The following is a 23,372-nucleotide window of genomic DNA, read 5'->3' as shown; positions in this document are numbered from 1 at the left end:
CCAATGCGCAGGAGGTGTGACGCTTATGTATCAACCGTGGCAAACCTATAAAGATACGATGGCCGAACGCATCTTGTCGGCGCGACCGGAACAACTGTTGGCGATGTTGTATGAAGGGATGATTACGAAGATCAAACAGGCCGGGGAACGCTTCCAGGCCAAACAAGATATCCCGGCGCGGGAATCATTGATCCGCGCGATGCGGATCGCCGATACGCTCATGGATCATCTTGATCTGGAGCACGGCGGCGAGGCGGCCAAGAATTTGGAACAGCTGTACGCCTTCGTGGTCTCGTCCCTCTCCAAGGCCTCATTGGAAGACGATCCGGAGCCGCATTTGAATCACGCGCTGCGAACACTCGAACCGTTGTATCGCGCATGGCAACAGTTGGCCGAACGGGCCATGTCCGAGGGGGGGCGATAATGGGCCTGTCGGGCGAACAGCTGTGGCAAGAGCGTCTCCGCATTTTGCGAGCGCTCTACGCCGTCGGGATCCATATCTTGTCCGAACGAATCCCGCCCTCCGATCCGCGGATTTCACCACAATGGGAGGAGCTGGATCAACATTGGCAAGCGTTTCTCGCACTCGACCCGTTATTGCAGGACGCGCCGCCGCCGGAGGATGTGACGCTGCGGCATGCGTTGCTCCAGCAGGCGAACCAAAATGCGGCGGTGTATAAGGCCTTGGTCGACCATGCACAGCAGTTGCAAGACGAGGTCGGCGACTTGTTACTCAAACTGCGGGGAACGTCCGACACATCGGCGGCCGGGCACACTGCGGTTCCCGCGCACATCCAGTTCGAGGCATGACCCCGTCCCGACCAGCGGGCGAAGAACGGCGCGAATTTTTTCGCAGCCAGGGAGTTGTCTATTTGATGGTCGAATCGCCGCCGCTGCCGGAGGCGACCGTGGAAGAATCGATTCCCGACTGCCCGACGATGGACGACGTGCAGGTCTTGTTGATGAATTTTCGGGATCGGCTACGGTATGAGACGCCGGAATTGGCCGCGTATTTCAGTCAGCTGGACACCGTGATCGAAGCGTTGCATCGACGGTGTACGCAGCAGGAAACGGCGCCGAAACTTTTTCAGCGACTGTTTGTCGACATCAGCGGGGCGGGCATTCAATTCCCAAGTCCGCAGGCCTATCCCGAAGAGGCCGCGCTTCGGCTCCACATCGCGTTTCCCGGCTATCCGTTTGCGACCGTGGCGTTGTTGAGCACGGTCGTGCGCTGCGAATCGGCCGTTGGGGCGGACGGATATACGGTGACGGCGGCGTTTGAAGGGATTAGTGAAGAGCAGCGCGACTTAGTGATCATGTTTGTCAATCACTTGCAACGCCGCCAGCTGCACCAACAACATCAGCAATCAGAACCCGAGCCGTCGTAGCCATTGTCGCGCGACGCCGTGCGCATCGTGACGCTGCATCGCGTGCGCATATGCGGCGTCCGCTGCGGCCTGCCAGATGGACTCGTCTTGCAGATAGGGGCGCACGGCGGCGACACATTGCTGCGTCAACGTGTCTTCGTCCGCACTCCACGGAATGACCGTGCCGGCACAAGGATGCGGGACTGTCTCGCGCAGGCAGCCGCGATCGGAGGTCACGACGGGCGTGCCGGCCGCCATCGCTTCAATGGCGGCGAGGCACGACGTCTCGAGTTCGCTGGTATTCGGATAGAGATAGACGTGGCTCTCGCGCAACAACTGCGCCAACGCCTGTTTGCCATAGGCGGCCACCGTGATCGCCGGATCGTCGAGTTGTGCGAGGAACGGGCGCAGCTCCGGGTCTTCGCGCACGGCATGCGGCGTGTACGTACAGACATGGAGCGTACAGTTCGGCATGACCGCGCGCAGCGCGGCAAAGGCGCGCAACAAGATGCCCAGTCCACGGCTCGGCCGGCTGGTGTAGACGAGTTGGCCCCGACGACGTTGGGAGAATGACAGCGGCGCAGGAAAGAATTGCGGATCGATCGCATTGGTCGTTTGCCAACATTTCGTCGGCGCAATCCCGCAGCGTTCGACGTAACAATGCTGTTGGTACGCGGAGAGCATCCAATATTCATCGACTTGAGCGTCCATCCGTTGATAGAGCGCGCGGTAATTGGGCATCACAATGTCGTGCAGCCAGAAGATCCGCCGTGCGGCGCGGAATTCGTTCAAGAACGGCTGGTAAAAGCGGGAGACGATGCAGACGGGGAGTCCGTGGGCACGTTGATACGGGAAAAAATCGAGGAGCGGGAAACAATAGACACCGGCATCGTGGCGGGCCTCCGGAAACTGACCGAACACGATCACGCGCTGTCCCAACGCGGCGAGCGTCTGCGCCATCAGCAGTAGCACGCTTTCGCTCCCTCCGGTGGGGCAATGTGCGAGTTCGCTGGGGAACGGCAAGCGGCCGCCGAACGGATGGCCGGTGTAGAACACGATATCGGCGCGTCCGGGCCAGGCCGCAGCGTCTTCCGGGCGATGGGTCCGGCCATACAGATCCCATAACGTGAGATCGCGATTATCGAAGTGGAGTGCCAGTTTTACGCGCTCGCATGCGGCCACATGATCTCCGGCCAGCGCGCATTGTTCCGCTGCAGTGCGGAGATGAGGGACGATCTCCGCATCGCGGCCGCTCTCCGCAAACTGCAACACCGCGCGCACTAACGCACTCCATGATGAATCCCACCGCATCTGTGCATTGACCTCCGTTTCGCCCCGGCATAGCATGCCGCGCAAATGACCACCACCTATGAACGCAATCTGCAGGCCTTGCGCACCCATCATCCGCCGATCGCCCAATTTCTTGAACGTCTCCCGGACGCGCCCGCGATCGGCCTGGGCAAGAATGCCGCCGGCGAGTGGGAGCTGCTGTGTCGATTTAACGAAACCACGGCTCGCCCGTATTACGGCGCGGCGTCGCCGACGGCCGAAGCACGTGCGTTGGTCGAGCAACTCGATTTTAAAAATCCACGCGTGGTGATTTTTCTCGGGCTCGGACTGGGGCACCATCTGCTGGCGTATTGCCAACGGCCGCATCCGATGAATCGGGTGATCCTCGTGCTCGAACATTTTCCGCATGTCTTCAAACGCGCGCTCGAGGTGAACGATTTTTCCACGCTGTTCGCGAATCCCACCATCCGTTGGTGCGTCACGCCGGATCTCAGCGTGGTGCGGCGTTTTCTCAGCCACGTCTTTCTGTCATGGCACGTCCTTTGTTATGCGAATGCCGTAGAATACGTCCCGTTGCCGCAGGCCGTGGCACTCTCACCGCAATATTTCGACGCGGTCCGCAAGGCCTTGCCGGACGTGATCGGGCAGCAATTTAATCGCTACTTCGGCGATCCATACGACAACTTTCTCGGCACGCAAAACACACTGCGCAATCTTCCTGCGTTAACGCAGATGCCGCTGCTCGACGGCGCGCGCGGCGCATTGCAGGGCATCCCGGGCGTCGTCATTGCGTCGGGACCGTCGTTACACGAGGCGCTACCGATGTTGCGCGCCGTCCAAGATCGGGCATTGTTCGCGGCGTGTCCTTCCGCACTGCCGCGACTGCTGCGCGACGGCGTCGCGCCGCAACTGTGGTTGAATATCGAGCGCCTCGAAAACCAAGGGGCCTTTTTCGAGACATTGCCGAACTATCCGCTGCACTTGTTTGTCGGACCGCCGTTGGTCCATCCGCGTTGTTGGTCCGGCAATCGCGGACACAATGTCTTGACGCTGGGCGCGAGCCTGCAAGCCTTGTGGCTCTCGCTGCCGGGAAAAATGTTCGAATTGGGGCATTCATCGGCCCACACCGCATTTCTATTGCTCCAATTTCTTGGCTGCAATCCGATTTATTTAGTCGGACAAGACCTCTGTTACGACGCGGGAGCCAGCCATGCCGAAGGCATTTGGGAGGCCTCACGGCAAGCGATGCTGCAATTGCAGGAAGGGAAGCAATTCTCGGTGGAAGGAAACAGCGGAGTCCATGTCAGCGCGAATGTCTTTTGGTACACGTATCTACGGACGCTCGAAGACCAGTTGATTCCGAATTATTCGGGAAAAGTCTTTAACGTGATCGCGGCCACGCACGGGGCAAAGATTACCGGCACGACGCGCCTTGATCCAGATCAACTGCCCGGCGTGCTGGGCGCATCGCACGGCGATCTAGTGGCACGGCTGACAAGCGTATTGCCGGCACCAAGCGCCGCCGACCAAGAGCAGCGGCGGAAACAATTCCTGCGGCAGTTGGCGGGGACCCGGACCATGTTGCAGCGCACGGTGCAGGAAGGTTTGGCGTTTGCGCGGCGCAGCAAGGAACTGCTGTTCCGACCGGAGTTTATTCCGATACAGTGGGCGGCTGCCGGGCCGCTGTATGAGTCGTTCTATCAAGACGCAGAACGCTATTGTTCCCGCTTTCTGAACAACGGCCAAGTCGATCCCGCGTATCGGCTCTATCTCGATTTCTTTCATCCGATCGCGCAAGGCATGCTGCTGCGTTACTTGATCGAATTTTACACCGGCGCGGATGACTTACGCGGCCAATACAACGAGATCTGCCGCAAGACCGAACTCATGTATCATCTCGCAAAAGACGAATCCCACTGGGCCGCGCAATGTCTCCCGCTGCTGGATGAAGCGGAGGCGGGGTTGCAGCGCAGGGACGTTTGAGAGTTGACGGAAACGCGGGGCGCCGGAGATCGCGATGACGTAAACTATGATCGACGGGACCGGAAGAAAGAGCGGAGGATGTTCAGCAGGCGTCGCCCCAGATTTCGGATCGAATGGCGCAGTTGGCGGAGGGAGTTTCTCCGCGGGGCCACCGCGCGCGACAGCGGCGGGGCGGTTTCGCGCGGCGGCACTGCAATCACGGCCACCGAATCGATCTGATGCGCGCCAGTGGGAGGATGGCGTTCCGCTGGCGGAGGAGAGGGAGGTGTCACTGGAAAAGATTGAGAGCCGGATGTGGGTAACGGGAGCGACGCACCGTCTCCTGCCGCCGCCGCCGGAACCACTGGCTCCGGCGGCGCTACCCCGGTGGTCGGTTCATGAGATGTGTCGGCGGGTTCGGTGGAACATGGCGTCTGGGGTGGACCATGTCGATAGACTTCCAACGCCTTGCGGACGGCTGACCAAGAGCCGAAATATTTGATGTACGTTGCCTTACCCGCCAGTGCTGGAGTGTGGTCCACTTCCGTGCCCGTCGGTACATGGCCAAGACGTTCGGCCAGCCAGGCGAGGCCGCGCAAGAGGAGGTGCTCCTCCGATTCATCCCGCAGCGCCGGGGCCCAGGGCGGATAGTCGGCATCGCGCAGCGCGGCATTCAGCAGCAGGGTGCATTGCTCTGTATAAGGAGCGATCTGCGTTGGATCCAAGAGTCGGTGGAGGCGTGCGGCCCACAGCCCGCGGTCTGAGCCTAAGAGTGATGCCCCAGAAAATACTCGCGCCAGGACCGTCGGACTGCCGTGCAGCGCGGTTCGGTTGGTACGGAAATGCAGAAAACGGAGGAACCGTGTCCACGCGCGGCGTGCGACGGTGAGATCGGCATCGATCGGCTCACGTTGCTCCCAGAGTGCGACCTGATGCCAAGCCCAGACGTCGCCGAGCAACTCGGCGTCTTCCTCAGCGGCCGTCGCGATGCGCATCGCCGTGACGAGTGTGGGTGCGGCCTCGACCTGGGCAATGGTCTGTCGACGTTCGCGCGAAAACTCGATGTCGTCTGGAGTCAGGCCAATAGCGCGCAGCGCATACGTCCAACTGCCGAAGTGTCGCGCAAACGTTTCGCCACCGGGCAGTCCCTGCGTGTCGATTGATCCACTAAACGAGGACGTGGCACTCAAGCGTTCCGCAAACCACAACAACCCCACGCGCATCAGTTCATCGATTGATGCATCGTGGAGCGTCGCCATCCACGGCGGCGCCCCTGCGGCGGCGAGCGCCCGTTGGAGTGCCCGTTCAAACCAATGGGCACGACCGGGCACGATCAGATGCGGTGCCAACCGATTCGCGTGGTGGACCCAGGTCCCCGTGTCGTTTCCCAACAGTGAAGTGCCCGCAAGGATGCGTTCGATGCCGGGCACGGAGACGTCCGACATCGCCCGTGGCTCGCCGCCATAGCGGCGCCAGCAGACCCATCGACAGTATCGGTGCCAAATCCGTCGCGCCGGACCGAGGTCAGCCGGCAATGGCGCCGCTAGATCTTGCTGCGCCACCATCTCCCAGGCCCAGGCATCCAGGAGTTGTCCGGTGGAGTCGCCCAGCGCCTCGGCGATGTGATTCATCTCGGCGAATGTGTCGGGGACTCGTGCGCCATTGAAATAGGCAAACAGCTGATCCGACAGCCAATGGCTGCGATACGCCAATTGATGAATCTGTTCGGCGGTAATCCCCAGACGATGCATCGTGTCTTCCACGCGCGACGTGCGGGGCGCTCGGCCGACTAACGAGAGCGCATCAATGCCCTGCAGCGCCGCCGTGTGTGCGGGTGCTGGACGCGACCGACCGGTGCCGGTGGTAACGGTTTCATAGCGGGCGCGGGAGGGTCGCGCGGCATACGACGCCGCCATGGTCAGATGGAGTCGATGTCGTTTGATGTTGTCCCCGCCATCGACTACCAAGACCGATTGATCCGGATGCAACGGATCGATACTCATCACGCGACCGATGTCCTGCAGCACGCGGCTGCGCGAATCGGAACGAAAGAGGAGCATCACGACTTCGACGGAGGGGATATGTAAGCCCTCCCCGACGATGGAGACATTGACGAGGATGCGGATCTTTCGCTCGCGAAACGCCGTGAGCGTGGTGCCGCGTTCCGTATCTATTGTCTGTCGACTCAGGCCGGCGGCCGCGATCCCGCGCCGGTGGAGTGCGGCCACGACGCCATCGATCTGGGCGATCCGGTTGACGAAGATAATGCTGTGCGGCACCTCGTCGGCCGTCGGCCAACGGGCCGAGAGCAATTCATCAACGATCGCTCCCAGACTCTCACCGGAGGCCTGATTGATATCGTCACTCATCTGCAGGCGGATAAACGCGGGTTTGTGAATGACCGGCTCGGTGCGGGCCCAGAGTGACGTGGCGTCCACCGGAGCCACGAGGCCCTCGGGACCGAAGACCGCGCACACCGGTTGTCCAGTCAGACGCTCCGGTGTGGCAGTCAGGCCAACGAGACACCGCGGCCAAACGCCCTGCAGTTCGCCGGTCGGCGAAAGAAACCCCAAGCGAATCAAAAAATCCGCCCAGCGATTGCCGGGGACATAGTGATGGGCCTCGTCGAGCACCACCAGTCCAAACCGCATCGGATCGATCGCCGCGAACTGATCGGGCAAGGTCTGCGCGCTCGCCACAATAATGGGTCGCCGCAAATGTTGGGCGGAGCCGCGCAAGACACCGACGGCCTCGTTGCCAAAGGTGCGCCGCAATCGCTGGCAGAGGACCTCAATCAGATAATCGCGATGCGCCACGGCCAGGATGCCGGGTGGCGGGGTGAGGTCGCGCCCGCGCGCGGCGGCGAGACGCAGGTTGCGTGGCCACCACCGCCCCAATCCGGATTGCGGTGCTGGCGCGGTGGCGAGCGTCTCCCAGGCGGAGGCCTGGTCATGCCACTGGACGGCCAGCGCCATCATCAATTCCGCAGCGGTCGGGGTTTTCCCCGCGCCCGGAGGCATGACACACAGCATTCGATCCTGGCCGAGCAGGTACCGCGCCCACGCCGCTTCGACAAACTCGGCCTGATAGTCGCGCAGCCTGGGGTGATAGCGGCGATCGCTGATCGTTAACGGTGACGGTTGATAACGTCCCAGTCGTCCCCGAGAGGGCACGAAGGCGTTGTCACTGATAAATCGATCCGTATAGGCCTCGGGATGCGCTCCCGCCACCCGCTCCCGCAGCGCATTGGCGCGAGTCATCGCTCCACGGAAGGTGACGTCGCTGGTGATCACTTTCGCCGCCATACAGCATGTATCGACACGCCCAGTAATAAGTTGCCTGAGTCGACCTGACTTCCTTATTTCCCCCTCGCCCCGACGGGGAGAGGGTCCCGCCGTAGGCGGGGGGTGAGGGCGGAGTCGAGTGGTGGCGGGGCTCCAGTCGCCAGGCGCACTATTCCGCCGGATAACGAGAAAATATCTCCCCGGTAGACGCACGGTAAGGGCCTAGAACGCGCTCAGAGGGGCGCAGCCATGGTTGGGGTCGTCCCGTCCTGCCAAAAAAACTGAATGATTTCCATGGCCGATCGGCGTGGCGTACGGCGGCCACATAAATGTTGAGCAAAATCAATGGGCAAACTGGCCCGTCAGCCCGCTCGTTCCGCGGCGCGCACGAATCCCGCCTCTTTTAAGCTCGTGGCGTAATAGTGGCGCAACATCTCCTCCGTCAGGGTCAGATGTTTCGGCGTGCCGTCCACCGTCAGGTCGCACTCTTGTCGTTGGGGGCGAAACGGGGCCGCACGCACACGCAGTACGGCGCCTTGTCGTTCCAATAATTGTTGAAACGTGGTCTCCCAATCCTCCGCCAACCGCTCGAAGCCGAATGGCGCGACTTTCGCCGGCAGCGCGGCGTGCATCCGTTCCCATTTTGCATCGTCCGTCAGCAGCTCGACGACATGGTCGATGAACAACGCGCGATAGGTCTCGCTCGTCGGGTGTCCGGGAATCAGATAGCCGTCGACGCCGTCGGTGACCCGCTCCGGCAACGCGCCGAGCTGCGTGGTAACGACCGGGAGTCCGGCGGCTTGGGCCTCGGCGACGGCGATGCAAAAGGTCTCGGCGAACGTGTTCGGATACGCGAGGACGCGCGCCTGTACGAGACGCGCGGCCAGTGCCGGCTTGGCGACCGGCCCGACGAGCTCGACACCGGGCTGTTCCGCTAACGCGTACAGCGCGGCGAATTGGGCGCGGTCTTCCTCCGCGCTGGCGCCGTAGAGTTGCATCCCGCTAAAGACGGCACAAGTCGCGTCCGGGACACGGGCGCGGATGGCGGGAAAATAACGGAGCAGATATTCTAAACCGCGGAACGGCGTGGAACAGTAGACTACTTCGCGGCGTCGCTCGGTCAACGCATGCGGTGCGAACGCGTCGAGTCGGATGCCGTTATAGGCAACAACCACTTTATCCGGAGGAAGTTTGAATCGTTCGCGCAACGTACCGGCTTGCCACAATCCGACGCAAAAAATCGCGTCGATGTGTCGCTGTACGTAGCCGAGTGAATAGAGACCAATTTCGTAGTCCTGGGCGTTGTCGTGGAAACGCAGTTGCAGAGCGGCATTGAGGAAAGGTTGATTCGCGGCATCGGGGGTCCAGAGGATATTAATGCGGCCCCAACGTCCGGCCAAGAATGGGAGCAGATAGCGGACGCCGATAAAGACGTCGGGGGTGAATTGGCCGGCCATCGATTCGAAGTCGCGCCAACTGCGGTATGTCACGCCGTGTTGCGTGCCGACGGCATCGGCCTCCGTGAACACTGTCACCTGATGGCCGCGACGGGCCAATGCCTCGGCCATCCCGATCATCGCCGACTCCGCGCCGCCCAGCGGTTTGGTGCGGAGCGTGCGGCCACTACACGGGACGCCGCGGAGCAAGAAAACGATGGTGAGCGGATGACTCATTCGATGTCCTGCGCAAACGGAGGAATGGAATGCAAGAGGTGTGCGGTGCGCAGCGACCACACGACCGCCTCCTCGAACCATGCGCGAAACAACGGCGGCAGGGCATTCCATTCCGACAATGCCGTGCCGGCACGCCCCTGTCTTTCATAGTACTGGCACATCATGTGAAGATAGCTTTGGCGCACATACGGCAAGAGAAATTGCTGACAGGCCGGAGCCAATACAATGTTGTTCAGCTGCCGCTCGATCCACGCCAAGTGCTCGCGCAGCGCCGAGAGTTCGGACCATTGCGATGGAGCACGATCCAGCGCCAACAACACGGCCACCGCTTGCGTATGCAGCGTTTGCAAGTCACGACGCACGTGAACGACACGATGCCGCAAATCAGAGGCGGCCGGAACATGAGTGCGCGCGAGGCGTTCACGAACGGCTGCGACCGCATCCACGGCGACACGACAATGTTGCCGCAGCGTGATTTCCGGTTCTCCCCGTTCAAGACCCTCGATCTGCATCCCGTAGGCCGCGGGAATCGCATTGATAATCTGCGGTCCGCCCGCATGCGACTGGAGTGTGTAGGTGGCCGCGATGTGCTGATAGGGGGCCCAGGAAAGAATCGGACGTCCGTCGTTGCCGGGCACCCAACTCCCAGCGCCGGCAGCCGCTTCCTGCCGTTTATCGATGCCCACGGCTTGTAACAATGCATGCGCGCCGACCGCATGCGAACGCCCCGATTCGCGGTCAAACGCCAAGTCTTGGCCAACGAGCAGGATCGGATCGCACCCGAGCTGCGCAAGGCCGACACAGGCCATCGTGGCCGCAGAAGGGCCATACCATTGCTTCGGCGCATCGCCCAGCAGCCATCGATATTCGCCGCCATGCGGAACGGTAAAAAGGCATGGACCCGGATACGCCGCCAGCGTGGCGGCAGCCACGACTGGGAGGGCGACCAACCATGTGTCCGGCAACGGCGGCAGTTGCGCCACTAATAACCGCGTCGCAATCACGCGCTCCAGACAGGCGATGAAATGTGGTCGGATCCCCGCTTCCAACAACACGGGGACGGCACTGTCACAGGCAAAAATGACCGCATGGTCGGCCACGGCACGCAACGCCGGCAACGACGCGTTGAGCGAGGGGCCCGTCGCCACTACGATGCCAGGATATCCGGCAAATGTGCCGGCCAGTTGATCGAACAGCGGCGTCGTCTCCAACCGCTCAAGGTTCTCCACGACATGAAACAACCCACGCAATTCATCTTCCGGATTGGCCGCAACGCCAAGCACACGCTGCTCGCGTCCTTGCTTCAGCGCACGCGCGGCGGACAAATAATAGGGCCCGTCCGTGTCAGCACGCGGTAACCAAATGACATTGTGCCACCGCACGCTCATGCAGAGGCGTTCGCCGACCGCGAAAAAATCGAAGGCCCAGCGCTGCAGCCGCTCCGGCGTCTCGCCAATCACCCAATGGAAATGCTCATCGGCCAAGAGATCGGTCCAATCGGCGCTGGCCAAGGCCAGACGAAAAACGGCGGCGGATTGTTCAATGATCACATGATGCACTGCACGTGCGCGGCTGTGGGTGCAGTAATGCCGGACATGCGTGCCGAGATCGAAACCATAAAACACGAGTAACAACGGATTGACCAGCTGGTGGCCCGCCCAAAAGCGAGCCGTGGCGGCTGCGGGATCGCCGCCATAAATGGGATGGCCATCGCCGCGCCGCAAATCGAATCCGCCTTGCGGAAGCGTCAACAACTCGACGTGCGAGTCCTGCGCGGCATCAATGCGTGCCGCCAGTGCCGGATCCCGCTGCCGGAGAACGGCAAGGTTGCGCGCCAGCCATGTCGTCACGTCCCCTCCAATTCCGCACGCCGGCAACTCGCGACGAGGAGGCAATGGCGATACCAATGGCGCCACAAAAAATGCGCCTCGACAAGGGGGGCGAGGGTCGGCGGCGCCGTATCGAGATTCGCACGGACGCCCATCCGCACTTCGTCGAGGACGGGGCGCAAGCGCGCGTGCAAAATCCCACACGCCGCTGGGTCGGACTCCATGATCCGCCCCTCCTCGACCAGTAGCGTCTCGTGGAGCGCGCGATACGTCGCCATCAATTCGGGCGTCGCATGACTGGGAAGGTGCTGCTGATAAAAACGCGAGTGGGCGAGGAATCGTTCCAACACGACGGATTGAAAATGGGTTACGGCTTGCAGTGATTCGCTATGCATGCGCATCGGACCGAGGGTAGGTCGATAAGACGGTGGTTTCCAAGTGGCGCGCCATTCTCGCCGACCACGTAAACACACTCCCGAACCAATCACGAATACAATCGACTTGCGCTTCCAAGACCGCAGCCGACGGATTCACTTCTTTCAACAACTCTTCCGCCCGTTGGGCAATCAAGAGATCCGGCCCCTGCGTCACGGCCGAAAGGACCCCCGCAAAAAAATCCTCCGGGTCTTCGGCCATGCTCCGTGCAATTTGCTCGACACGCGTGAACAGCGGCCGAAAAGTCTCCGCCCCAAAATAGTTTGGATTATGCCGCTGGCGAAATTGGCTGACGGCGTTCAACACATCCATCGATGCCTGCGCATATTGCGTCAACAAGGCGTGCATGCGTTGTAACCGCGCGAAGGCCTTCCGATGAAACGCTGCCGGCGAGTCGCCGGTGGCGGCGAGCGTCGTGCGCAAGTGCGAACGGATTGGGTGAGTCTCTCCTAATAGGCTCAACGCCTCAGTGGGTGGGCACCAATGCGCGCCCGGGATCTTGGCCCCGTAATCCTTCGGAATCACGTTGTACACGGGGGTTTTTCCAGCTTGAATAAACACCTCAAAGGCCATGCGAAAGGCGTTATACCAGCGCATGGTCAAAATCGGCTCGCCGTTGTTGCCCTCGACGAGGCATTCATCGTCGCGCCGCGCCACGGCCCGCTGCTCGCTATCCGCGCGTTGTTTCTGGCCCACCTGATATAACAGATCCGGAATGCCGGCGACGTGGGTCCGATCGGAATGGCGGTCGAATGCGAGGTCTTGGCCGACCAGCAGGATCGGATTGCAACCCATCTTCTGGAGCATCAGCAACATCTGATGAGAAACCGAATTCCCCATGTCGTAGTGTTTCCAGTCCGGGAAGCACCACTGGAGCGGGCTGGTGGAGCGCATCAAGAGGGCCTTCGGACCGGGATACCCTTGAAAGGTCTCCGGCCAGACGATCGGATTCATGAAACACCACGTCTCCGGGAGTGGCGGCAGTCCATCGAACAGGAGCTTGGTCTCCGGGACGCGTTCCAAACACGCCGTGCCGTGCGGTGTAATTTTTTGCTGTAACAGAATCCGCAAACACGAATCACTGCAGAGTGTCACGGCACGATCGCCGACTTGGCGAAGCCATTCAAAAGAATGCGCGAGCGACGGTCCGGTCGAAATCGCGATCCCGGGAACACCCGAGAAGGCGCCCTCCAAGGGATCGAACGGCGGCAACTCCGCACAGTGCGGAAGATTCGTCATCACATTGACGAATCCGCGAAAGCCATCTTCCGGCGACCCCAGGACATAAAATTCTTCGATCTCCTGCGTTTTCAATCGGACCTGTTCCGCCACGTGGACATAATACTGGGCATCAATGCGCATCACGGCTTCGTGGCACACGGGGACAATGGCCCGCACACCGACCAGCAGGTCCGGTTTCCGCAGTACGACGACGACCGCATGCGGCAAGGCATCGGAGGGGATATCGACAAACCATTCCACGCGCGGATCGGCCAAGATCGCGGACCAGTCCGCGGTTTCGAGGGCGCGGCGAAAACAGGCCAACGAGCGCTCCACCAACAGGATGCCGATCGTCTTCGGACGCGGCTGCTGGAGAAACATCCGGACGTGATGGCCCAAGCCAAGGCCGTAGAAAAAGACGAGTCGCGGATTCGGGACGTCAGTCTGCGCGACAAGCCGTTCGGCGGCGCTTCGCGGCGTGCCGCCATCGAGCAGCGTGCCCTGCCACCGGAGATCGGTCAGACCATCGTCGCAGCGCACGACTTCAACTGCGGACGGATCGCACTGTGCGACACGATCGGCCAATTGCGGATCGCGCGCCCGCAAGGCCGCGAGATTCTGTGCCAACCATTGACTCATGAGAGCGCCTGCGACGCCGCGGCCGACGGCGCCGCCTCGAATCCTTCGAGCAGCGCTTGCGCCTCGGCATCGTGGGGATCGTGCGCCAAGATCTCGCGCAGCGCGGTCAGCGCGTCGGAGGCGCGGCCGAGCTTGTGATACGCGATCGCCAGATGATGGCGGAATTCGGTTTGATCCGGCACGGACGGGATCAACTCTTCCATCACGGCCGCGATGGTCGCAAATTCTTCCATGTTATGGCCGGCATCGAAGAAGTTGAGTTGCGTCGTGGTGCGATGCGGATTTTTGAGCAAGGCCTCGGTAAACAATGCGAAGGCCTCACGACGCTTCCCGAAGTTCCACAGCAACGTGGCCAAATTGCCGTAGGGCTCCCCATATTCGGGATTGAGCTCCAACGCCTGGCGAAACGCCGCGCCGGCCTCGGTATAGCGTTGCGCATACGAGAGCATCTTGCCCCATTGATTCAACAGGAAGGGATCGCCGGCGACCTCGTTCGAGCAATCGGGCAGCGTCAGCGGCGTAGCCGTGGTCGCGTCGTTGTCCGCCGCAGACGGCACGTGTGCAGCGAAACGAGCCAGCACCTCGCGTCCCGCTGCAGGAAACGAGATCCAGGATTGGCCGACGATCAGCGCATCCAATTCTCCTTCGCAGAAATATTCCAATGCCTCCCAATATGAGGGCACGGCGTCGACGCGATATTCCGCCGCCAGCGGCGTATCGCCGGTCCAACGCGTCCGCCGGGCGCGGCTGTGCGCGGGATCGCAATGGAGCGTGAGTCCGTCGCGCCACCAGCCGACCACCTGCCCGGCGGCGGTTGCCTCGGCCAATTTCGATTCGATCGCAGTCAGCGGCTGTGGGGAAAAACCGTACGCCCGCGCCCACGCGGGATCACCGGCCGGCAGATGATAGATATTCATTTTCTCTCCTTTGGTGCGTCCTCGTTTATGGAGCACACTGCTCCCTCCTCGGTCGCAGTGTGGCCCCGGCTACCGTGCGCCAGGCCTCCGCTGCCGCTCCGGCGCGCTTACTCGTTGTGCGCCGGCCTCGTCGCCGACCGCACGATAACAGTACGTCAGACGCTCGAGTGCTTGCGCGCTGAGTCCGTCGAATGTGGTAATGGCCGCCAACGCCGCACGGGCCGCATCCATGTTGCGTTGTTGAATCAACACGACGCTGCGTTGATAATGCGTCTCCGCATCCGCCTGCCCTTCATGGACCAACGCATCGAGCAATGCGAGCGCTTGCGGGAGTTCGCGGCGCCGGAAGTGCCATTCGGCCAAATGGCGCCGCGCCGTTCGACAAGTCCGCGGCCATTGTTGGGCCTGTTCGAACGCTTGGCGCGCCGCCTCCCACTCCCCGAGATTCATCCACGCGATGCCACAATTCAAGACGGCCAGCGGTTCGTTGGGATGGAGTTGCAGCGCCTCGCGGAAGGCGCTCAAGGCGCCTCGGTAATTGCCCATCGCCATTTGCACCACGCCCCGATTAATGTGTAAGGATGGATAGTCACGAAAATATTGCAACCCGGCGGCAATGACGGCCTCCGCCGCTTGGAAGTCATGCAGGTCAAGGAACAGACCGGGGAGATAGAGATACGGCATCACGTGTTTCGGATCGAGCGTCAGGACCTGCGTGTAGTGCCGCACCGCCTCCGCCGCATTGCCCTCGGCATGCGCGATCCCGGCGAGCGCGATGTGTGGTCGGACATAAGTGGGATTGAGCGCTACGGCACGATGCAAGGCCTCGCGCGCTCGATCTGTTTGTTCGAGTAGCCAGTATTGCACGCCCAGCTCGTACCAGACATGCGCGTCGTGCGGTCGTTCCCGGCATTTGGCCAGGCCTAAGCGCAAGTAGAGTTCGCCTTTACGCGCATCACGTTCCGGACCCACGGTCTTGCCGTAATGATGAATGCGCAATGGCGTGTCGACGGCCTTCACGGACGGATCGAGATGTTCCGCATGTTCATGCACTTGGCCGCGGAAACGAATCTCCGGGCAGCGGCAGAACAGTCGGACGAGGAACGATTCGCAATAGCCGGCATAGGCAGCGGCTTCCGGGACATGGAGATGATTCGGGATCCAATCGAAGGTGGACGATTCTTCGGTGTAGCTGGTCTGGATGAAAAAATAGAGCTGCCCGCGTGGGTGCGTGATCAGGTCGCGGATCGCGGCGTGATCGGTGCGCGCGATGGTTTCATCCGCATCAAGGACTAAAATCCAGTCGCCGGTGGCGTGCTCGATCGAGACATTGCGCGCGGCGGAGAAATCGTCGCACCAGGGAAAGTCGACGACGCGCGCCCCCGCGGCCTGCGCAATAACCTTGGTGTCATCGGTCGAGCCAGTGTCGACGACGACGATTTCTTGCACCAAGCCTTCGACACTGGCCAAGCACCGCCGCAACCAGGCGGCTTCGTTGCGGACGATCATGCAGAGCGAAAGGGTCGGCGCGGTCGCCTGCGTTTTGCGCCGCAGGACTTGCGGATGTGTCGGCGCCAACTGTTCCGCTTGCGCCAAATACTGCGCGGCGCCCGCCGAATTGTGTTGCGCCACGCAGCAATCGATCATCCCCAAGACCGCCCCGAGATAGCGCGGATTGGCCGCGAGAGCCTGCGTGTAATACGTCGCCGCCGCGCTCCATGCCCCGCGTGCGCCTTCCATGGTGGCGAGGGCGCACAGGCTGGGCAAATGGTGCGGCAAAAATTCCAACGTCTTCAGGAAATGCGTGCGCGCGGTCGCGACATCGCCGGCCTCCCAACTCGCCACGGCATAATCGAAACACGTTTTCGCCGTCAGCGGACCTGCCGCGACTTTCCGTTCCGCCAATCGCCGATACAATGCGACCTTTTCGGTGTGCGGATCGCTGCGCACTTGGCCGTAATGGTGAATGCGCACCGGGAGACGCACGGCCTGCAAGTGCGGCGGCGGCACGATTTCTTCATGCACGTGACCGGTAAAGCGCACGTCCGGTGTTCGCCGCACCAAGCGGATCAGCGGCGATTCGATATAGCCGGGGAACGTGGCCGCTTCCGACATCAGCAACTGATTCGGCTGCCACATCACCAGTTGGCTCTGATGGGAATACGTAGTTTGGAGCAGCATCACCAGATCCGCCGTCGGATTGGCGAGCCATTGCGCCAAGGCTTCCACGCCGGCCGCATCGAGGCATTCATCGGCGTCGAGGATCAGGGCCCACTCGCCGTGCGCGTGGTCGAGCGAGAAATTCCGCGCGGCAGCGAAATCGTCGCACCAGGTAAACGGGAGCACGCGCGCGCCGGCCGCCTCGGCGGCGGCCACGGTGCCGTCAGACGATCCGGTGTCCACGACGACGACCTCCGACACGAGCGCCCGTGCGGACATGATCGCGCGCGCGATCCACGCCGCTTCGTTCTTTACGATCATGCAGAGACTCACGGAGGGCAATGGGCTCATAGTTCCGTCACCTCGCTCTCGGCGTCGGCGCCGAACACCGCGCGCAACCGTTTCATCAACTTCGTGATGGCTTGCGACCGCACTTGCGAAATACGCGATTCGGAGACCGACAGGACCATCCCGATTTCTTTGAGCGTCATCTCTTCGTAATAATACAAGCTGATGACTTGCCGCTCGCGTTCCGTGAGCTTGTCGATTTCTTCGGTCAAAATCCGCTTCACTTCTTCGATATGCACCAACGCCTCCGGCGTATCCGGATCGCTGATGGCCAAGATTTGCTGCAAGAATCCTTGCAACGAATCGCCGCCTTGCAGCCCATCGAATGGGATTTGCTGGCCGAGATTCGCCTCCGCGCGCCATTTTTGACAGGTTTCGATATCCACACCAAGTTGGGTGGAAACTTCCAACTCCGTTGGCTCCCGCTTCAACTCTTGGCGTAAATGTTCGACGCCACGTTTAAAAAATTTGACCTTCTCACGGGCCGATCGCGGCAACACATCCAGACGCCGCAATTCATCCATCACACGGCCGCGCACCCGGCACTCCGCGTACGCGCGGAATTCTTCCGCTTCCCGCTCGCGGCCCCATTGAAAGCGTTGTACGGCGTCGATCAGTCCAAGGATTCCGCTGTGCATTAAATCGTCCGGATCGACATGCGTCGGCAGCCGTTCGACGATCCGATGCACCGTCCATTTGACGATCTTCAGATGGCCGACGACACGGCCTTGTTCCACGGTCGTCAGTGGCGCCGGCGGCGGCACCGGCTCCTGATAGGTTGTTTGTGCGTACGGAATCATGCGTATGCCGCGCGATCACACCGTGACCGCAACGCGTCCCTCTTCTCGTTGGCGAAAGAATTGGCGCAGGAATCCCCGTACGCCGCTGCCGCCTCCGCCTTGTACGAACGGTTTATTCACGATCTTCGCTGCGATCTTGCCGATCGCCACACTCGCCGGGGTGTTCGGGAAACATTCCGTCACCGCCTTCTGACGCCGGATCGCTGCGGCTACGCGTTCGTCGTTGGGAATACCGCCCCACGATTCCAACGTGAGATTCAAATATTTTTTCGCCACGCGCGCCAGTTGCGCAAATGTGGCTTCCGCTTGCGACGGGCGATCGGCCATATTCACGATCACGGCGAACGGTTTGGCCGGATCGCGCTGCGCGACCATTTTCACCGTGGCGTAACTGTCGGTGAGCGAGGCCGGATCTGGCGTCGTGATGATCGCGATTTGGTCGCTGAAGAGCAGCGTATCGCGCACGCGTTGACCGATTCCGGCGCCGGTGTCGACGATCACGATATCGTAACGCGCAATGAAGCGTTCCAATTCGAAAAAGATCCCTTCGAGCAGCATCGTTTCCGCATTCGCGAGCGAAAATTCGCCGGAGCCGGCCGGAATCAATGTGACGCCGCTTTCTAAATGGAGCGCGATTTCCTCCAAACGGCGCCCTTCCAACACGACTTCCGCCAAGGTGTAGCGCGCCGGGATCCCGAGCAGGATGTCGGTGTTCCCCAACCCGAAATCGGCGTCGAACAGCAGTACGCGTTTCCCTAATTTGGCCAATTGGCAGGAAAGGTTGACGGCGATATTACTCTTGCCGACGCCGCCCTTGCCGCTGGCGATGGCCAAAACCGGGACTTGACGCCGCGGCGCCGTCCCCGTCGGTTCCACCCGATCGCGCAATCCGGCTGCCTGGTCTGTCGTGTCTGTCATGGCTCATTCCCTCTCTCGTGGCACTAGATCATTGTGGGTTGCATCGTCCGCTCCGCGTCACCATCCGACGTCAGCGGCACCGGGAATTGGCCGGAGAAGTTGAGCAAGCAATCGAGGATGCGCTCGCAACTCGCGACTTCGATATCTTCCGGCACGCGCTGTCCGGTGGTGAAATAGGCCAACGGGACGCGGCTCCGTACAGTCGCGTTGAACAAGGCCCCAAAACTGGCCGCTTCGTCAAGCTTCGTCATGATCAGCCGATTGTACCCAACGAGCGCGAACTGGGCCATCATGTGGCCTAAGTCCGCGCCATGCAGCGCGGCAGGCAGGCACAGCGCGCGCCACGCGGGTCCGATCGCTTCCAGGCTTTGCTGAATCCGTTTCAATCCTTCCAGATCCTGCGGCGAACGGCCCGTGGTGTCGATCAGGATCAGATCAGTGTCCTTGAAACGTTCGATCAAGCGACGCAAATGCAGCGTATCGGTCGCCAATTCGCAGGGCACCTGCAAAATATCGGCGTATTTACGCAATTGTTCTTCGGCGCCGATCCGAAAATGATCCAATGTAATGAATGCAACGGAACGCTTCCGTTCCAGCACGTGCTGACTCGCCAGCTTGACCAACGTCGTCGTCTTGCCCGATCCGGTCGGCCCGATGACCGTAATGATCCGCTCGCCGCCACCCGCCGTAATCGGCAATCGCTCCGGAATCCGTTCTTGCAACCAGACCGCCGCATGTTCTTTCAGCACGTCGATGGCTGCGGGAATATTGCGGTCGACCAATTCATCGGCCAATTGTTCAACCAATTGCGGATCGACTTGGTGCCACAGCAGCGTGCGCGAGAGTTCGACGATCGCGTGATTCGTCACCATGCGTTCATGCGAGGCGTGCCGCGTTGGCCGCGTGGCGGCGGGCGTGGAGGACGACTCGGTCTCCGAGACCTCCTCGGTCTCTTCCGCCGGCGGCGCATGCACGATCGCGGCATCTGCGGATTGGGTCACGGCCGGCTCTTGCCGATGTTCTGCATAGGACGGTTTTTGTTCCGACATCTTGACGAGGAATTCGCGAATCGTCTTCAGCTCGTCATGAACCGGTTTGATTTGATCTTCGGTCAGCCGTTGCAACAAGCGCCCCGGCTCGACGGTTCGCGTCGGCGGTGCGCCGGCTTGCAGCGCGGCGGGATTCACATCGACAGCGGCCGTGACTTCCAGCCGCGGTCGTTCCCGCAACCACCACCGGCCGGTCCCCTCCACCTTGCGCGTATTGAGGATCACGGCCTCCGGACCCAGCTCGCGCTTGATCATGTCCACCGCCTCGGACAGCGTGTCGACGGTATAGGTTTTCAGACGCATGGGGCCTCCTTTTTTCCCTTACACCGCGACCATCCCGAGTGGCCGGACTGAGACGTGGCCGGCGACTTCGCCGTGGGCGAGCACGGCAAGATTCGGGATGAATCGCTCCAACAGCCGATACAAATGCGGCCGCAACTGCTGCGACGTCAGCACCACCGGGGCTTGCGAATTCGCGACATGACGTTTCACCTCGCGCCCCACATGCTCGATCACGGTCCGCGCCATGTTCGGATCGACCGCAATCTGCGGTCCACTTTGCGTATGCGTGACCGACTTCGCCAACCGTTCTTCCAATGTCCGATCGAGTGTAATCGCGTACAACGTGTCGTCCGCGGCCTTGTGCTGCTGCGCGATCGCGCGACCAAGATTCACGCGCACATATTCGGTCAATTCCTCCGGGTCCTTGGTGTGCGCATGGTGGGCGACGATCGTCTCCAGCACCGTGATCCGGTCGCGAATGGACACGCGTTCGCGCAACAAGTTCTGGAAGACGCGCAGCACGGTCGTGACCGGAATGACCTCCGGATTCAGATCCGACACCACCTTCGGATGCGTCGCCTTCGCCTGCTCCAATAAATTCGACAGTTCTTGCCGCCCGAACAGTTCCGACAGATTCTTGCGCACAATCTCGACCAGATGCGTCGCCATCACGCTGGGCAAATCGACGACGGTATAGCCGGCGACGATGGCGCTCTCTTTCTGCGCCTCTGGAATCCAGAGGGCGTCCAGCCCAAACGCGGGATCGGTGGTCTGGATCCCCTCCAACTTCCGCGTCGTCATGCCGGGATCGAGCGCGAGCGCGTGATGCGGCATGATGTCGCCGCGCCCAACGACTGCGCCCTTCAAGAAGAAGCGATATTCGTTCGGCTTCAGACGCAAGTTGTCGCGGATGTGGACCGGCGGCAAGACCAACCCCATTTCGTTCGCGAATTGGCGCCGCACGCCGACAATGCGCGCCGGGAATTCGCCGCCGGCCCGTTGATCGACCAGCGGGATCAAGTCATAGCCAACTTCCACTTCCAATAAGTCGAGCGGCGGCACCGTGAGTTCTTGGCTCGCTGCCGCTTCCTTCGGTGTCTCGCCATCCGCCGTGGCGGCCGCCGCCGTCGCCTTCTGTTGCATCCACATCCGATAACTCTGCCACCCCATCATCGACGCCAACACGAAAAATGGAAACAACGGCAGTCCGGGGACCATCCCTAACACGCCGAGAATCGCCGCGCCCATCGCCAACGGCCGCCAATTACCGAACGCTTGCGACGTAATCTCGTCGGAGAGGCGTTGCTGCTTCGAGACCTTGGTGACAATCAATCCGGCGGCCGTGGACACAATCAGCGCGGGCAATTGCGCGACCAAGCCATCGCCGACCGTGAGCATGGTATAGATGCGCGCGGCCTCGGCGAACGAGAGGCCTTGCTGCGCGACGCCAATCACGAGTCCGCCGAAGATATTCACTAACATGATCACGATGCCCGCGATCGCGTCGCCACGCACGAACTTAGAGGCGCCGTCCATCGCACCGTAAAAATCCGCTTCTCGTTGCAACATTTCGCGGCGCGAACGCGCGTCGGCTTCGTTGATCAGGCCCGCAGCCAAATCAGCATCGACCGCCAACTGCTTGCCGGGCATCGCGTCCAACGTGAACCGCGCCGCGACTTCCGCAATGCGGCCAGCGCCCTTCGTGATCACGACGAAGTTGATCAAGATGAGGATCAAGAAGACGATCACGCCAACCACATAATTACCGCTGACGGCGAAGAACCCGAAGGCGCGGATGACATTGCCTGCCGCGGCCTCCCCTTCCGCACCGTGCAGCAAGATCAGCCGCGTGCTGGCGATGTTCAACGTGAGCCGCAACAACGTGGCGAACAACAACATGACCGGGAAGACAGAAAAGTCGAGCGGGCGATTCGCGTAGAACGCGACCAGCAGCAATAGAATTGAGAGCGCGATCGAACCGACCAGCGCGAGATCGAGCAAGAACGGCGGCAGCGGAATGACCATCAGCAGAACGACGCCGACGACGCAGCCGACCAGGATTAAGTCGCTTCCTTCCTTCAGGATGTTGCGCATCGTGCTCGGCATAGCCATTTACACCATCCACTTGGCGAAACGTCGACGATAGATCTGATAAATGTACGCGAGGACCCGCGCTACCGCTTCATAGAGGTCGCCCGGAATACTTTGGCCCACCTTCACGCGCGCGTAGAGCGTGCGCGCCAACTCCGGAAATTCATACAGCGGCACATGCGCCTCCGCCGCCACTTCGCGGATATAGGCCGCGACTAAATCTTTCCCCTTCGCCACGACGCGTGGCGCGCGGTCCGACCCGCGTTCGTATTTCACCGCCACGGCGAAATGGGTCGGATTGGTGATCACGACATCCGCCGCCGGCACCTCTTGCTTAATCATATGCTTGACCCGCTGCGAGGCGACGCTGCGAAGTTTCCCGCGGACTTGCTCCGAGACTTGTTGCTGCTTCACTTCTTCCTTCAATTCCTGACGACTCATCATCATTTGCTTGCGCATCGTCCACCATTGATAGCCGAAGTCCAAGACCGCGACGATTGCTAGAAAAATGATGATGCGAAACAGCAACCGCGCAACCAGCGCGACGCTCCAGAGCAACGCGCTGGTCATCGGAATCATCGTGATCGCGGCAATCTCTTCGGTACGCTGCGAGAGCTCGCCATAGACCAGCCACGTGATGACGCCGACTTTCAGGAGATTTTTCAGTAATTGGACCGCCGTGCGACTGGAGAACATCCGCTTGAGCCCGCTGAATGGATTCACCATCTCCCATTTGGTGCGCAGACTCTTCCACGCGAAGACGATGCCGGTTTGCATCCAGGAACCGGCCAACACGACGAGAAACACGGTCGCGCCGATCGACAGCACGGCTTTGATCATCGGGATCGCGAATTGTCGCCACCACGGTTCCGCCAACGCCAAACTCACGCCATGATCGAAAAAGAGCGCGCCACGCAACGCATCGAGACAGGTCTGCCCGATCATGCGTCCCCACATCGCGCACGCACCGAACGCGGCGAGGATGCCGAAGAACGCCGTCACCTCGACGCTGCGCGCGATCTGACCTTCGGCGCGATATTCATCGCGCCGTCGATCGGACGGCTGCTCCGTTTTCTCCTGTCCGTCCTGCGTTTCATTCGCCATACA

General features: G+C 61.2%; 17 protein-coding genes. 4 read left to right on the top strand and 13 right to left on the bottom strand.

Annotation, left to right across the window (positions count from 1 at the left end; genetic code table 11):
• The first annotated feature begins 25 nt into the window (after window positions 1–25).
• Genes fliS through HY696_13005 form a run of 3 tightly spaced genes read left to right on the top strand, consistent with a single transcriptional unit; the run spans window position 26 to window position 1,388 of the window.
• Window positions 26–424: a flagellar export chaperone FliS gene (gene fliS / locus HY696_13015; protein MBI4239322.1), complete on the top strand. Its 399-nt coding sequence runs from the start codon at window positions 26–28 to the stop codon at window positions 422–424.
• On the top strand, window positions 424–810 hold the full coding sequence (locus tag HY696_13010; protein MBI4239321.1) for a hypothetical protein: 387 nt from the start codon (window positions 424–426) through the stop codon (window positions 808–810). Before fliS ends, HY696_13010 begins: the two co-directional genes overlap by 1 nt.
• Window positions 807–1,388: a PilZ domain-containing protein gene (locus HY696_13005; GenBank protein MBI4239320.1), complete on the top strand. Its 582-nt coding sequence runs from the start codon at window positions 807–809 to the stop codon at window positions 1,386–1,388. The genes HY696_13010 and HY696_13005 overlap by 4 nt, the downstream gene beginning before the upstream one ends.
• On the opposite strand, the gene HY696_13000 is transcribed toward HY696_13005, so the two are convergent.
• Entirely contained in the window at window positions 1,368–2,678 is a 1,311-nt protein-coding gene (locus tag HY696_13000; GenBank protein ID MBI4239319.1) for a glycosyltransferase family 4 protein, read from the bottom strand. The genes HY696_13005 and HY696_13000 overlap by 21 nt on opposite strands.
• A 45-nt stretch (window positions 2,679–2,723) precedes the next feature.
• Between HY696_13000 and HY696_12995 the strand changes: the two genes are divergently transcribed.
• On the top strand, window positions 2,724–4,640 hold the full coding sequence (locus HY696_12995) for a DUF115 domain-containing protein (GenBank protein MBI4239318.1): 1,917 nt from the start codon (window positions 2,724–2,726) through the stop codon (window positions 4,638–4,640).
• Between the two features lie 44 nt (window positions 4,641–4,684).
• Here the strand turns inward: HY696_12995 and HY696_12990 are convergent, their stop codons facing one another.
• The 12 genes from HY696_12990 to HY696_12935 form a co-directional block, all read right to left on the bottom strand.
• Window positions 4,685–7,924, bottom strand: a complete 3,240-nt coding sequence (locus HY696_12990) for a DEAD/DEAH box helicase family protein (protein MBI4239317.1) — start codon at window positions 7,922–7,924, stop codon at window positions 4,685–4,687.
• A gap of 341 nt (window positions 7,925–8,265) precedes the next feature.
• Window positions 8,266–9,576 carry a glycosyltransferase family 4 protein gene (locus tag HY696_12985; protein MBI4239316.1) on the bottom strand — a complete coding sequence of 437 codons (1,311 nt, stop codon included), beginning with the start codon at window positions 9,574–9,576 and terminating at the stop codon, window positions 8,266–8,268.
• Complete coding sequence (locus HY696_12980) at window positions 9,573–11,426, bottom strand: DUF115 domain-containing protein (protein MBI4239315.1); 1,854 nt, start codon at window positions 11,424–11,426, stop codon at window positions 9,573–9,575. Before HY696_12980 ends, HY696_12985 begins: the two co-directional genes overlap by 4 nt.
• On the bottom strand, window positions 11,423–11,806 hold the full coding sequence (locus tag HY696_12975) for a hypothetical protein (protein MBI4239314.1): 384 nt from the start codon (window positions 11,804–11,806) through the stop codon (window positions 11,423–11,425). Before HY696_12975 ends, HY696_12980 begins: the two co-directional genes overlap by 4 nt.
• Window positions 11,793–13,700 carry a DUF115 domain-containing protein gene (locus HY696_12970; GenBank protein MBI4239313.1) on the bottom strand — a complete coding sequence of 636 codons (1,908 nt, stop codon included), beginning with the start codon at window positions 13,698–13,700 and terminating at the stop codon, window positions 11,793–11,795. Before HY696_12970 ends, HY696_12975 begins: the two co-directional genes overlap by 14 nt.
• The gene (locus HY696_12965; GenBank protein MBI4239312.1) at window positions 13,697–14,617 is read right to left on the bottom strand and encodes a tetratricopeptide repeat protein; all 921 of its coding nucleotides are present in this window, start codon (window positions 14,615–14,617) and stop codon (window positions 13,697–13,699) included. Before HY696_12965 ends, HY696_12970 begins: the two co-directional genes overlap by 4 nt.
• A gap of 69 nt (window positions 14,618–14,686) precedes the next feature.
• Window positions 14,687–17,128 (bottom strand): glycosyltransferase, encoded by a 2,442-nt coding sequence (locus tag HY696_12960; GenBank protein MBI4239311.1) that lies wholly within the window; start codon window positions 17,126–17,128, stop codon window positions 14,687–14,689.
• Window positions 17,125–17,925 (bottom strand): FliA/WhiG family RNA polymerase sigma factor, encoded by an 801-nt coding sequence (locus HY696_12955; protein ID MBI4239310.1) that lies wholly within the window; start codon window positions 17,923–17,925, stop codon window positions 17,125–17,127. The genes HY696_12960 and HY696_12955 overlap by 4 nt, the downstream gene beginning before the upstream one ends.
• 15 nt (window positions 17,926–17,940) lie before the next feature.
• On the bottom strand, window positions 17,941–18,843 hold the full coding sequence (locus HY696_12950) for a MinD/ParA family protein (GenBank protein ID MBI4239309.1): 903 nt from the start codon (window positions 18,841–18,843) through the stop codon (window positions 17,941–17,943).
• A gap of 23 nt (window positions 18,844–18,866) precedes the next feature.
• Window positions 18,867–20,195, bottom strand: coding sequence for a flagellar biosynthesis protein FlhF (gene flhF, locus HY696_12945; GenBank protein ID MBI4239308.1), 1,329 nt, complete (start codon window positions 20,193–20,195; stop codon window positions 18,867–18,869).
• An 18-nt stretch (window positions 20,196–20,213) separates the two neighbouring features.
• Window positions 20,214–22,286 (bottom strand): flagellar biosynthesis protein FlhA, encoded by a 2,073-nt coding sequence (gene flhA, locus HY696_12940; protein ID MBI4239307.1) that lies wholly within the window; start codon window positions 22,284–22,286, stop codon window positions 20,214–20,216.
• Complete coding sequence (locus tag HY696_12935; protein MBI4239306.1) at window positions 22,287–23,369, bottom strand: EscU/YscU/HrcU family type III secretion system export apparatus switch protein; 1,083 nt, start codon at window positions 23,367–23,369, stop codon at window positions 22,287–22,289.
• Between the last annotated feature and the right edge of the window lie 3 nt (window positions 23,370–23,372).

The sequence above is a fragment of the Deltaproteobacteria bacterium genome (assembly GCA_016210045.1).
GTDB lineage: Bacteria > UBA10199 > UBA10199.
The sequence above is the reverse complement of the archived record's forward strand: the minus strand, read 5'-3'. Positions and strand labels throughout refer to the sequence as shown.

Coding starts and splice junctions, on each gene's coding strand:
- HY696_12975 (MBI4239314.1), bottom strand. CDS start 11,806: ATGCGCATGCATAGCGAATCACTGCAAGCCGTAACCCATTTTCAATCC.
- HY696_12965 (MBI4239312.1), bottom strand. CDS start 14,617: ATGAATATCTATCATCTGCCGGCCGGTGATCCCGCGTGGGCGCGGGCG.
- HY696_12990 (MBI4239317.1), bottom strand. CDS start 7,924: ATGGCGGCGAAAGTGATCACCAGCGACGTCACCTTCCGTGGAGCGATG.
- HY696_12950 (MBI4239309.1), bottom strand. CDS start 18,843: ATGACAGACACGACAGACCAGGCAGCCGGATTGCGCGATCGGGTGGAA.
- HY696_12955 (MBI4239310.1), bottom strand. CDS start 17,925: ATGATTCCGTACGCACAAACAACCTATCAGGAGCCGGTGCCGCCGCCG.
- flhA (MBI4239307.1), bottom strand. CDS start 22,286: ATGGCTATGCCGAGCACGATGCGCAACATCCTGAAGGAAGGAAGCGAC.
- HY696_12960 (MBI4239311.1), bottom strand. CDS start 17,128: ATGAGCCCATTGCCCTCCGTGAGTCTCTGCATGATCGTAAAGAACGAA.
- fliS (MBI4239322.1), top strand. CDS start 26: ATGTATCAACCGTGGCAAACCTATAAAGATACGATGGCCGAACGCATC.
- HY696_13000 (MBI4239319.1), bottom strand. CDS start 2,678: ATGCGGTGGGATTCATCATGGAGTGCGTTAGTGCGCGCGGTGTTGCAG.
- flhF (MBI4239308.1), bottom strand. CDS start 20,195: ATGCGTCTGAAAACCTATACCGTCGACACGCTGTCCGAGGCGGTGGAC.
- HY696_13005 (MBI4239320.1), top strand. CDS start 807: ATGACCCCGTCCCGACCAGCGGGCGAAGAACGGCGCGAATTTTTTCGC.
- HY696_12935 (MBI4239306.1), bottom strand. CDS start 23,369: ATGGCGAATGAAACGCAGGACGGACAGGAGAAAACGGAGCAGCCGTCC.
- HY696_12970 (MBI4239313.1), bottom strand. CDS start 13,700: ATGAGTCAATGGTTGGCACAGAATCTCGCGGCCTTGCGGGCGCGCGAT.
- HY696_12985 (MBI4239316.1), bottom strand. CDS start 9,576: ATGAGTCATCCGCTCACCATCGTTTTCTTGCTCCGCGGCGTCCCGTGT.
- HY696_12995 (MBI4239318.1), top strand. CDS start 2,724: ATGACCACCACCTATGAACGCAATCTGCAGGCCTTGCGCACCCATCAT.
- HY696_13010 (MBI4239321.1), top strand. CDS start 424: ATGGGCCTGTCGGGCGAACAGCTGTGGCAAGAGCGTCTCCGCATTTTG.